The organism is Streptomyces sp. 7R007, assembly GCF_054850255.1.
The window spans coordinates 1-11,525 of the sequence record NZ_JBTWMV010000103.1; the positions used below are offsets into that span (position 1 = coordinate 1).

At 71.5% G+C, this 11,525-nt stretch carries 9 protein-coding genes; 5 read left to right on the top strand and 4 right to left on the bottom strand.

Going from position 1 to position 11,525, the window contains the following annotated elements; genetic code table 11:
• Both ACYF6T_RS43660 and ACYF6T_RS43665 read left to right on the top strand, forming a co-directional pair.
• On the top strand, window positions 1-209 hold a 209-nt coding region (locus ACYF6T_RS43660; RefSeq protein ID WP_461703549.1), incomplete at its 5' end, for a M15 family metallopeptidase.
• A 47-nt stretch (window positions 210-256) separates the two neighbouring features.
• The gene (locus tag ACYF6T_RS43665; RefSeq protein WP_461703550.1) at window positions 257-793 is read left to right on the top strand and encodes an NUDIX domain-containing protein; all 537 of its coding nucleotides are present in this window, start codon (window positions 257-259) and stop codon (window positions 791-793) included.
• A gap of 2 nt (window positions 794-795) precedes the next feature.
• Here the strand turns inward: ACYF6T_RS43665 and ACYF6T_RS43670 are convergent, their stop codons facing one another.
• Entirely contained in the window at window positions 796-3,162 is a 2,367-nt protein-coding gene (locus ACYF6T_RS43670) for a glycoside hydrolase family 31 protein (protein ID WP_461703551.1), read from the bottom strand.
• 213 nt (window positions 3,163-3,375) lie between these two features.
• On the opposite strand from ACYF6T_RS43670, the gene ACYF6T_RS43675 reads away from it, so the two are divergent.
• Window positions 3,376-5,343: an acetoacetate--CoA ligase gene (locus ACYF6T_RS43675; RefSeq protein WP_461703552.1), complete on the top strand. Its 1,968-nt coding sequence runs from the start codon at window positions 3,376-3,378 to the stop codon at window positions 5,341-5,343.
• 11 nt (window positions 5,344-5,354) lie between these two features.
• On the opposite strand, the gene ACYF6T_RS43680 is transcribed toward ACYF6T_RS43675, so the two are convergent.
• Window positions 5,355-6,674 carry an aminotransferase class I/II-fold pyridoxal phosphate-dependent enzyme gene (locus ACYF6T_RS43680; RefSeq protein ID WP_461703553.1) on the bottom strand — a complete coding sequence of 440 codons (1,320 nt, stop codon included), beginning with the start codon at window positions 6,672-6,674 and terminating at the stop codon, window positions 5,355-5,357.
• 111 nt (window positions 6,675-6,785) lie between these two features.
• On the opposite strand from ACYF6T_RS43680, the gene ACYF6T_RS43685 reads away from it, so the two are divergent.
• Window positions 6,786-7,994 (top strand): MFS transporter, encoded by a 1,209-nt coding sequence (locus ACYF6T_RS43685; protein ID WP_461703554.1) that lies wholly within the window; start codon window positions 6,786-6,788, stop codon window positions 7,992-7,994.
• Window positions 7,995-8,018: 24 nt separating this feature from the next.
• A complete protein-coding gene (locus tag ACYF6T_RS43690; protein WP_461703555.1) occupies window positions 8,019-8,912 on the top strand; it encodes a hypothetical protein in 894 nt (297 codons plus the stop codon).
• A gap of 93 nt (window positions 8,913-9,005) precedes the next feature.
• Here ACYF6T_RS43690 and ptsP read toward each other — a convergent pair whose 3' ends face one another.
• Together ptsP and ACYF6T_RS43700 are read right to left on the bottom strand one after the other, a co-directional pair.
• Complete coding sequence (ptsP, locus tag ACYF6T_RS43695; protein WP_461703556.1) at window positions 9,006-10,676, bottom strand: phosphoenolpyruvate--protein phosphotransferase; 1,671 nt, start codon at window positions 10,674-10,676, stop codon at window positions 9,006-9,008.
• A gap of 78 nt (window positions 10,677-10,754) precedes the next feature.
• A complete protein-coding gene (locus ACYF6T_RS43700; protein ID WP_461703557.1) occupies window positions 10,755-11,204 on the bottom strand; it encodes a PTS sugar transporter subunit IIA in 450 nt (149 codons plus the stop codon).
• Window positions 11,205-11,525: the final 321 nt, after the last annotated feature.

Below are 11,525 nucleotides of genomic sequence, written 5' to 3' on the forward strand. Positions count from 1 at the left end.
ACTGCTTCGACACCCTCGCCCACACGCTCGACCCGCGCATCCAGGGCGAACAACGCGCCAACCGGCTGCTGTTGAAGAGCACCATGGAGAGCCTCGGATTCGTGAACCTCGCCGAGGAATGGTGGCACTACACCTTCAAACCCGAGCCCTACCCGGACACCTACTTCGACTTCCCGGTGTCCTCGAAGTCGCTCACCAGCAAACACTGAGCCTCCTGCAGGAGACTCCCTCCCCGTGATCGGATACAGTCCGCCGCGTGTCCGAAACTCAGCACCCCACCCCCAACTCCGCGCCCGACTCCCACTGTTCGAGCTGCGGAGCGCCCTACGGAGAGGGCGTCTCCGGCTGGCCCCGCACGTGCCCGGCCTGCCACGCCGTGGCCTACCGCAACCCGCTGCCGGTCGCGATCGCACTCCAGCCCGTGTACGACACGAAGGGCACCGCCCTCGTCGTCATCACCCGAACCGTCGCCCCCGCGCGCGGGGGCACCGCGTTGCCCGGCGGTTACATCGACGACCGTGAGGACTGGCGGCAGGCCGTCGTCCGCGAGCTCAAGGAAGAGACCGGCATCGACGCGGCGAGCCGTGACGTACGGCTCGTCGACGCCATGAGCTCGCCCGACGGACACCTGCTGCTGTTCGGGCTGTTGCCGGAACGCCCCGCCGAGGGACTCCCCGCGTCGGCCGCCACGGACGAGACGGAAGGCTGGCACCTGCTGCGCCGGCCCGAGGAACTCGCGTTCCCCCTGCACACGCTGGCCGTACGGGCGTGGTTCGAGGGCCGGTACGTCTGAGCTCAGCCCTGCTCCAGCCCGCGTATCCGCACCGGGTAGGGCGGTTCGCTCACACCGTCGTCGCCTTCGCGCTCGACCACCACGCGCCGGCCCTCCCAGCGGCACACGTAGCGGTCGAGCTCCGGCTCGGCCCAGCCGTCGCCCGCGTCCGGCACCACCAGGCCGTTGCCGATGCGCCCCCGGGCCGGTGCCCACACCTCCAGTTCCAGCCCGCCGTCGTCCCCGCGCACGGGGACGACGGCTCCCGCGCGCGCGAACACCGGGATGCGCGACAAAGGCGCCTCGACCAGGACCTGCGCCGGTCCCTCGTACGCCCGGCCGGTCGCCGTGTCGTACCAGCGCCCCCGGGGCAGCTGCACCGCACGCCGGTCGGTGCCCGGGTCGAGCACCGGCGCCACCAGAAGGCAGTCGCCCAGCAGGAAGGCGTCCTCGCAGTCACGCAGGGCGCGGTCCTCGGGCGCTCCCCACCACAGCGGCCGCACATAGGGCGCTCCGGTCCGCCGGGCCAGATGGGCGAGCGTGACGAAGTACGGCAGCAGCCGCCGACGCTCGACGAGCGCCACGCGCGCGTGCTCCAGCACCTCGGGACCGAACTCCCAGGGCTCCCGGCGCCCCGCGCGCAGACTCGCGTGCGTGCGGAACAGCGGCAGATACGCGCCCAGTTGCAACCAGCGCAGATACAGCTCCGGCGACGGGCTCCCGTCGAAGCCGCCCACGTCCGGTCCCGAGTACGGCACCCCGCACAGCCCCAGTCCCACGACCAGGGACAGCGAGGCGCGCAGCCCCGGCCAGCCCGTCGCCACGTCACCCGACCACGTGCCTCCATAACGCTGCATTCCGGCCCACCCGGAGCGCGAGAAGACGAACGGCCGCTCCTGCGGGACCAGCTCTCTGAGGCCCTCGTAGGCCGCTCTGGCCATGCACAGGGCGTAGACGTTGTGCGCCTCGCGGTGGTCCCCGCCGCGCCCCTCCAGGGCGTGCCTGGCCGAGCGCGGCAGCGTCGGCTCGCCGAAGGCGGTGAACTGGGCGGGCTCGTTCATGTCGTGCCAGAAGCCGGAGAAGCCCTGCGTGAGCCGTTCCGCGTACAGACTGCCCCACCACTCACGCACGCGCGCGTGCGTGAAATCCGGGAAGACGCACTCTCCAGGCCACACGACGCCATGCACCGGCCGCCCCGACGCGTCCCGCACGAACGCGTCCACGGCCGCCCCGCCGTCGTACACCGCGTTGCCCGGCTCGGCCTTCACCGCCGGATCGACGATCGACACCAGCCGGATCCCGTCCCGGCGCAGCTCCTCCGCCAGCACCGGCAGCTTCGGGAAGCGCTCCTGGTCGACGGTGAACACCTGGTGCTCGTCGTAGTGGTCGATGTCCAGATGGACGGCGTCGAGCGGCAGCCCACGCTCCTGGTAGCCCGCGACGATCCGCCGGACCTCCTGCTCGCTGCCGAAACCCCAGCGCGCGTGGTGATAGCCCAGCGCCCAGGCCGGCGGCAGCGCGGGCGCTCCCGTCAGCGACGCCCAGGCGAGCAGCACGCGCGCGGGGGTGCCCACCATCACCCAGCAGCGCAGCGGGCCGCCGTCCATCCGCAGCTCACTCATACCGGCGCGGTCGTGGCCCGATCCGGCGCCCTCCTCGCCCTCCCGGAGTATCACCGTCCCGTCCCAGGAGGTGTCGTGGAACACCAGGTGCGTGGCCGCGTCGGCCACCACCATCTGCACCGGCATCGTGAGGTACAGCGGATCGTCACCCGGGCCGAACGCCACCCGCGGATCGGAGTTCCACAGACGGTAGGTGCCGTCGCGCAGCCGAGGCCCGCACGCCCGTCCGCCGAGCCCGAAGAACCGCGCGTCCGCAGGGACCTCGGAGCGCTGCATCCAACGCGCCTGGCCGCCCCCGGCCGGCTCCCACCAGCGTGGCGGCTGATCGCGCCGCAGGGACACCCCTCCCGGCGTGAGCACCTCGACCGCGCCGTGCCGCGAGACGGCCACCGTCACCCGCTCCGCGACGACCCGCCAGCCGCCGTCCTTGTCCGGTTCCAGCACGGCCCGGGGATCCGGTTCAGGGCAACGGCCGGCGAGCGCGTACGAGGGCTCCGGCTCCGCTCCGTCCCACCCCCAGAAGACCGCCCCGTTCACGGCCACGAAGATGCGCAGCTCGGAGCGGCGGAAGCGCACCACACCGCCCCCGGGACCCGGCTCCACCTCCCGCACGGGCCCGGGCACCCGCGCGCGCTCGGCACCGCGCGGCGGCAGCGCGCCGGCGTCGGCACGCCTCCTGCACCACGCGGCGCGCACGGTACGCAACCCCTGGGCCGACCCCACCAAACCGACCACCCTCATCGAACGCACCAGGTCACGACCGTCCATGCTGCTCAGCCTGCCATTGACCGCGCCCCATGTGCGTGCCGTTCAACTGCCGTTCACCCGTGCCGGGACCACATCTTCACGACGCGGACTATGTGGGGCGCACCCTGGTGTAGAAGTCGATCACATGGCATCGTCCGTGTCAGCCGCGTCACGCGCACACCCCAGCCCGTGCGCGTCCGACGCACACCACGCGTACAGCCCGGGAGCCGCCCCATGTCGACCGTGAACCCCCAACCGCTCTGGCAGCCGGACGCGGAGCGCATCGCCCAGGCACAGGTCACCAGGTTCCAGGCCTGGGCCGCCGAGCAGCACGGTGCCCCGGCCGAGGGCGGCTACGCGGCCCTGCACCGCTGGTCTGTCGACGAGCTGGACACGTTCTGGAAAGCCGTCACCGAGTGGTTCGACGTACGGTTTTCGACGCCCTACGCGCGCGTACTCGGCGACCGCTCGATGCCGGGTGCCCAGTGGTTCCCCGGGGCGACGCTCAACTACGCCGAACACGCCCTGCGCGCCGCCGACACCCGCGCGGACGAACCGGCCCTCCTGTATGTCGACGAAACGCACGAACCGCGCCCTGTGACCTGGTCCGAGCTGCGCCGCCAGGTCGGCTCCCTGGCGGCCGAACTGCGGGCCCTGGGCGTACGCCCCGGAGACCGCGTCAGCGGCTACCTGCCGAACATCCCGCAGGCTGTGGTCGCCCTGCTCGCCACGGCCGCCGTCGGCGGCGTGTGGACCTCCTGCGCCCCCGACTTCGGCGCGCGCAGCGTCCTCGACCGCTTCCAGCAGGTCGAACCCGTGGTGCTGTTCACCGTCGACGGCTACCGCTACGGCGGCAAGGAACACGACCGCCGCGAGGTCGTCACCGAACTGCGCCGCGAGCTGCCCACACTGCGTGCCGTCGTCCACATCCCCTTGCTCGGCACCGAGGCCCCCGAAGGTGCACGGGATTGGTCGGCCCTGACGGGCGCGGACGTGGACCCGGTCTTCGAACAGGTGCCCTTCGACCACCCTCTGTGGGTGCTCTACTCCTCGGGCACCACCGGCCTGCCCAAGGCCATCGTCCAGTCCCAGGGCGGCATCCTGGTCGAGCACCTCAAACAACTCGGGCTGCACTGCGACCTCGGCCCCGAGGATCGTTTCTTCTGGTACACGTCGACCGGCTGGATGATGTGGAACTTCCTCGTCTCCGGCCTCCTCACGGGCACCACGATCGTCTTGTACGACGGCAGCCCGGGCTACCCGGACACGGCCGCCCAGTGGCGCGTGGCGGAACGGACCGGGGCCACGCTCTACGGCACCTCGGCGGCGTACGTCATGGCCTGCCGCAAGGCCGACGTGCACCCGGGACGTGACTTCGACCTCTCCAAGGTGCAGTGCGTCGCCACGACCGGTTCACCGCTGCCGCCGGACGGCTTCCGCTGGCTGCACGACGAGGTGCGCGACAACCTGTGGATCGCGTCCGTCAGCGGCGGCACGGACGTGTGCTCCTGCTTCGCCGGTGCGGTACCGACGCTCCCGGTCCACATCGGCGAGCTCCAGGCTCCCGGGCTCGGCACCGACCTGCAGTCCTGGGACCCCAGCGGCAAACCCCTGGTCAACGAGGTCGGCGAACTCGTGGTCACCAACCCCATGCCGTCGATGCCGATCTACTTCTGGAACGACCCCGACGGCAGCCGCTACCACGACAGCTACTTCTCGACCTACCCCGGCGTGTGGCGGCACGGCGACTGGATCACCATCACCGCGCGCGGTTCCGTGATCATCCACGGGCGCTCGGACTCGACCCTCAACCGTCAGGGCGTCCGCATGGGCTCGGCGGACATCTACGAAGCCGTCGAGCGCCTCCCGGAGATCAAGGAATCCCTCGTCATCGGCATCGAACAGCCCGACGGAGGCTACTGGATGCCCCTGTTCGTGCACCTGGTCCCCGGCGCCGTCCTGGACGAGGATCTCCTCAACCGCATCAAGCAGACGATCCGCGAACAGCTCTCACCGCGCCACGTGCCGGACGAGGTCATCGAGGTGCCCGGCGTCCCGCACACGCTCACCGGCAAGCGCATCGAGGTCCCGGTCAAGCGCCTCCTCCAGGGCACCCCACTGGACAAGGCGGTCAACCCCGGCTCCATCGACAACCTCGACCTGCTGCACTTCTACGAGGAACTCGCCCGCAAGCGCGCCTGACGCAGGGCGCCTCACCCCCCGTAGGTGGCCTCGGACTCCCCGAGCACGGACGCGAAGTCCGAGGCCAGCCGCGCCGCGTCGGGTGGCTCCAGGCCGGCGGCGGAGATCCGCACGCCGGGCTGTGACGCCAGCCGGAACCGAGCACCGGCGGCCACCCACCAGCCGTACGACCGCAGCCCGTTGACCACCGCCGACTCGTCCCCCACAGGCACCCACAGGTTCAACCCGCTCGCTCCGTAGGCATCGATGCCGCGTTCGCGGAGCTCACGCAGCAGAGCCTTCCGGCGACTGGCGTACGCCTCCTCCGCGCGGGCCACCAACGCGCGCGTGCCCTCGTCGGTCATCAGGCCGTACACCGTCTCCTGGAGCAGGTGACTGACCCAACCCGACGTCAGCAGCAGCCGGCCGTCGTGCCGGGCCAGCGTGGTCGCGTCGCAGGCCGCCGCGGCCCACCGCAGGTCGGTTCCCAGGAACTTGCTCACCGTGCGCACATGCACCCAGCGCGTCAGGGCTCCTGCGGTCAGGGTGTGCAGGGGAGCGCCCGCGACGGCCGACGCGTGGTCGTTCTCGACGACCAACACATCCGGTTCGTTCGCGAGCGTCTCGACCAGCGCGTCCCGGCGCGCCGCCGAGAAGCGGCCGCCGTACGGATTCTGCGCCCGGGGACTGCACACCAGAGCCCGCACGCCCGCACGCAGCGCCGCGCGCACGGCGTCGGGACGCACCCCCTCGTCGTCCACCGTCACAGGGACGATCCGCAGCCCCAGAGCCGTGACCAGGTCCAGCAGATGGTGGTAACCGGGATCCTCCATGGCCACCGCATCGCCCGGCCGCAGCTCCACGGACAGCAGCCGCCCGATCAGATCAAGGGCCCCGTGCGCGAACGTCACGTGCTCACTGGGTACGCCGTCGGCTCCGAGCCAGTCGCGCACCTCCTCCTCCAGCCGGGGCAGCCGAGGCGTCGAGCGGTGCGAGCGGGCCCCGGGGGACAGGCGCGACGGCGGTACGAGCGCGGGGAGCAACGCCGGATCGGGGTGCCCGCCGGCCAGGTCACGCAGCCCCTCCGGAACCCGGGGTGGGCGACGCGAGGCCACCGCGGGCGCCGGTGCCACCACCGTCCCGCCGCGCCCGCGTGTGACCACGATTCCGCGCCGGCGCAGTTCCTTGTAGGCCGTGGCCACCGTGCCCGGGCTGACCCCGAGGTCGTCCGCGAGCCGCCGCACGGGAGGCAAGGCGGCCCCCGGAGCCAACGTGCCCTCGGCCACGCCTCGTTCCACCGACGTCGCAATTCCCTTGGCTGTCGTACCACTGATCCCATATTGTGTTGCCACGTTGCCAAGTATGTATCAGTACATAACTGGAAGCAAGGGGGAGCAGTGCATCCGATGCGCCGCGCAGCCGCATGGTCGAGCCGGGTGCCCGGAGGGCGCGACGGACGCAGAATGCTCGGGATCGCCCTGGTCGACCGCGTCGGCAGCGGTCTGTGGGCCTCCGTGTCCGTCCTGTACTTCACCTACGTCTCGGGCCTGTCCCTCGCCCAGGTCGGCACCCTCGCCGCGGCGGCCGGAGCCATCGGCATCGCCGGCGCGCCCGTGGGTGGCCGACTCGCCGACCGCGTGCCGCTCACCCGCCTCCTCATCGCCGTCCAACTCCTGCGGGCCGTCGCCTCCTTCGCCCTCCTCACCACCGACGACTTCGCGCTGCTCCTCGCCGTATCGGCGATCGGCAGCCTGGGCGACCGCGCCGCGAACGTCCTCACGCGCCTCTACGCCACCCGCGTCGCCGGCCCCGACCGCGTCCGCTACCAGGCGCTCCACCGCACCCTCGCCAACGCGGGCTGGGCCCTGGGCGGCCTCGCCGCCGCAGCGGCCCTCACCCTCGGCACCAGCGCCGCCTACGAATGGCTCCTCGCCGGAGACGCCCTGTCCTTCATCGCCGCCGCACTCCTCACCCTGCGCTGCGCCGAGCCCCCGTCCACCTCCCGCACCGTCGCCACCTCCGAACACCCGACCCACGCAGCCAAGCCGGCCACTCCCTGGAGGGACCGCACCTACCTCGCGTACGTCGCCACCGAAACGGTTCTCTTCCTCGACGACGCCGTCTTCAAAGTCGGCCTGCCCCTGTGGATAGCCCACGCGAGCACCGTCCCCCACGGCCTCGCGCCTTTGCTGCTCGTCCTCAACAACGTCATGGTGGTCGCCCTTCAGGTCCCCCTGGCCCGCCTCGGCACGACCACCACGGCCGCCCGCAGGCTCCTGATCCCGCTCTCCGCCGCCTTCGCCCTCGGCGGTACGACCATGGCGCTCTCGGCGACCGGCGGCACCGCGACCGCCACCCTCCTCCTCGTCGTCTCGGCCGCCGCCTTCACCCTGGCCGAGATGCTCCACGCCACCCTCTCCTGGGAACTCTCCGTGGCCCTCGCCTCCGACACCGCCCTGGGCGCCTACCTCGGCGTGCACGGCCTCGCCCAGTCCGCCCAGCGCAGCATCGGCCCCCTCGCCGTCACCGCGGCCATCGCCACGGGCCCGGCCGGCTGGACCGCGTTCGGTGCCGCCATCGCCCTGACCTGCGCAATCCAGCACCGTCTGGTCCGTGACCGCCTGACCCGGACCGCGTTGTCAGTGGCGCCGGTTACTGTGAGTGAGCATTGATCGACAGCGCACACAGGGGGAAACATGGCGCACACCGACCACCAGACCATGCGACGCGTCCTGCGCCGCGAAATCGCCGGCACGATCGGTCTGCTGACCGACGAGCACGACTTCCGCGCCATGCGGCGCTACCGCAGCTTCACCTTCGACGACCACGCGACCTACCTGAAACAGGTGGAGGCACTCCTCAGGACCCGCGCCTCCCAAGGCAGCCACACCACCGTCGCCCTCTTCGACCCACAGGAGTACGCCTCCTTCTGCGCCGACTCGGGCCTCGACCCCGACATCCCGTCGAGCCGCACACGCTTCACCGCCGAACTGGCCGCCTCCGGACCCACCGTGCCCTATGAAGGCCAGCCCCTGGCCGACCTCGTCCCCGCGCTCGTCGACGAAGCCGTCCGGCAAGCCACCTGGGAGTACGCCGCCACGCTCCTGGCCCGACTAGGGGGCTGCCCCACCTGCGGAGAGGACCTCGGTCGCACCGCCTTCACCCGCGCCTCCGACCTCCTCGTCCGCATCCTCGACACGGCCGGGCCAGGCCACCAGCACCTCGTCTGCAGCGTCACCGGGACCCCGGAAACACTCGTCTCCGTCCTGCACGCCGAGCGGGACGCCAACGGCGCCACCCAACTCGACGAGGCCGAAGCCCTCGAATTCACCACGGTCCTCGCCCTGGGCATCGCCACCCACAGCCCCGGCGGTCTGGTCATGCGCACCACCACCCCCGGGACAGCCGACCGCGTCTACGGCTGGCGGCTACGCGGCGGGGGACTCGACCCACTGACGGCGGGCGAGGTCTTCGACGCCTACTGCACCGACATCGAGTCCGGAGACCTGATCAGCCCCGAATCCGACGTCGACTACTGCGTACCTCCCGACCTCGGAGAGGAGGGACCGACCGCGGACCACCGCCACTGAGGGAAAACGCAGAGGGGAACGCCAAAGGGGCGCCCCACCGACAGGCGGAGCGCCCCTCAAGAACGGCCCACGACCGGCCGCGTGGTCCGACGACTACTCGCCGGACAGCACCGCCTGAGCCGCGTTGCGCGCCTCCTCGGCGCTGTCCGCGGCCCGTGCCGCCGCCGCGGCACGCTCGCACTGGGCGAGCGTGTACTTGGCCAGGTTGGCCCGGACATAGGGAATCGACGCCGCACCCATGGAGAGAGAGGTGACACCCAGACCGGTCAGCACACACGCGAGCAGCGGGTCGGACGCGGCCTCACCGCAGACACCACAGCTCTTGCCCTCGGCCCTCGCCGCCTCGGCGGACAGCGCGACCAGGTCGAGCAGCGCGGGCTGCCACGGGTCCTGCAACCGGGACACCGCACCCACCTGGCGGTCGGCGGCGAACGTGTACTGCGCGAGGTCGTTGGTCCCCAGCGACAGGAACTCGACCTCCTGCAGGATCGACCGCGCCCGCAGCGCGGCCGACGGAATCTCCACCATCGCGCCGAACTTCGCCCGGAGCCCGGCCTCACGGCACGCGTCCGCGAACGCCTTGGCGTCGGCACGGTCGGCGACCATGGGGGCCATGACCTCCAGGTACACCGGCAGGCCCTCGGCGGCCTTGGCGAGCGCGGTCAGCTGGGTGCGCAGTACCTCAGGGTGATCGAGCAGCGTGCGCAGACCCCGCACACCCAGCGCCGGGTTCGGCTCGTCGGCCGGAGTCAGGAAGTCCAGCGGCTTGTCCGCGCCCGCATCCAGGACCCGGACGACGACCCGCCCCTCGGGAAACGCCTCCAGCACCTGGCGGTAGGCCTCGACCTGCTTCTCCTCCGACGGCGCGTTCTTGCTGTCGTCGAGGAAGAGGAACTCGGTACGGAACAGACCGACGCCCTCGGCACCGGCCTCCACAGCGGCCGGCACGTCCGCGGGCCCGCCGACGTTGGCCAGCAGCGGGACCTTGTGGCCGTCGGAGGTGGCACCCGGCCCGGTCGAGGCGGCCAGCGCGGCCTTGCGCTCGGCGGCCTCGGCGGTCAGCCGGGCCTTGCGCTCCTCGCTCGGGTTCACGAAGATCTCGCCGGTGCTGCCGTCCACAGCGATCACCGTGCCCTCGGTGAGCTCGCCGGCACCCGGCAGCGCCACCACGGCCGGCACACCGAGAGCCCGCGCCAGGATCGCGCTGTGACTGGTCGGCCCGCCCTCCTCGGTGACGAAACCGAGCACCAGCGCCGGGTCCAGCAGCGCGGTGTCGGCGGGCGCCAGGTCGCGCGCGATGAGGACGTACGGCTCGTCGCTGTCCGGGACACCGGGCATCGGAACCCCGAGGAGCCGGGCGACGATACGATTCCGCACGTCGTCCAGGTCGGCCACCCGGCCGGCGAGGTACTCACCGGCACCGGCCAGCAGGGCGCGATAGGCCGCGAACGCGTCGTACACGGCACGCTCGGCCGTGCTGCCGACGGCGATCCGTCGCTCCACGTCGGCCATCAGCTCGGGGTCCTGGGCCATCATGGCCTGCGCCTCGAGCACCGCCTGGGCTTCGCCCCCCGCCAGATTGCCGCGCGCCATCAGATCGGCCGCCACAGCCTCCACGGCCTTGCGGGCGCGCCCCTGCTCGCGCTCCGCCTCCTCGGCCGGGATCTGCTTGGCAGGCGGTTCCAGTACCGCCGTTCCCATGTGCCGAACCTCGCCGATCGCCACACCGTGGCTCACGCCGACGCCTCGCAGCGTTGTCTCCATCTCACCCGTCTCCGATAGAGCGGCGGGTCCCGCCGCCGCGGTGGTTGTCCTATTTGCCGTCACAGGACGGCACTGGTGTCACTTCCAGACGAAGAGACTGTCGCCGGCCTTCACATCGCCGTCGTCACGGAGCTCGGAGAGCGCCTCGGCCGTGGCCTCCAGCGCGACGACCGGGCACACGGCGGACTTGCCGGCGGCCTCGACGGCAGCCGGGTTCCAACGGACGATGCCCTGACCGCGGGTCACGGTGTCGCCCTTGTTCACCAGCAGCTCGAAGCCCTCGCCGTTGAGCTGCACGGTGTCGATACCGAGGTGGGTGAGCACGCCGTGTCCCTTGTCGTCCACGACGACGAAGGCGTGCGGGTGGAGGGAGACGATCACTCCGTCCACGGGGGCGACGGCCTCGGACGGTTCACGCACGGGGTCGATCGCGGTGCCCGGGCCGACCATGGCCCCGGAGAAGACCGGATCCGGCACGGCCGCCAGTCCGATGGCGCGTCCTGCCAGCGGGGACGTCACGGTGGTCATGGGAAGCCTCCCAGGGATGGAGATCTATATACGGGCCGCCACTCACTGTCCCTGACGGCGCACTGTGCAGCAGGGTATGTCATATGAAGTGCCGGTTCCGCATGAAGATACCGGTTAGAGGTCTAGACCACCAACCCAATCGATTTGCACCCGCTTCGCGGCCCCGTGTACAGTCGTACTCCTGCTTGAGGCCGAGCGACGCACCAAGCGTCCTTGCTCAGCAGCACCCATACTCGTCAGATCCTATCCCGGGGTCGCCTTCTGCATGCCCGCAGGAGAGTGGTCAGGGGGACGGAAAAACACTGATAGGGTTTGGAACAA

What these genes read in the sequence shown, in the direction of transcription:
- ACYF6T_RS43700 (WP_461703557.1), bottom strand. Translation starts at nt 11,204, where the DNA reads ATGACCACCGTGACGTCCCCGCTGGCAGGACGCGCCATCGGACTGGCG.
- ACYF6T_RS43670 (WP_461703551.1), bottom strand. Translation starts at nt 3,162, where the DNA reads ATGGACGGTCGTGACCTGGTGCGTTCGATGAGGGTGGTCGGTTTGGTG.
- ACYF6T_RS43675 (WP_461703552.1), top strand. Translation starts at nt 3,376, where the DNA reads ATGTCGACCGTGAACCCCCAACCGCTCTGGCAGCCGGACGCGGAGCGC.
- ACYF6T_RS43690 (WP_461703555.1), top strand. Translation starts at nt 8,019, where the DNA reads ATGGCGCACACCGACCACCAGACCATGCGACGCGTCCTGCGCCGCGAA.
- ACYF6T_RS43685 (WP_461703554.1), top strand. Translation starts at nt 6,786, where the DNA reads ATGCTCGGGATCGCCCTGGTCGACCGCGTCGGCAGCGGTCTGTGGGCC.
- ptsP (WP_461703556.1), bottom strand. Translation starts at nt 10,676, where the DNA reads ATGGAGACAACGCTGCGAGGCGTCGGCGTGAGCCACGGTGTGGCGATC.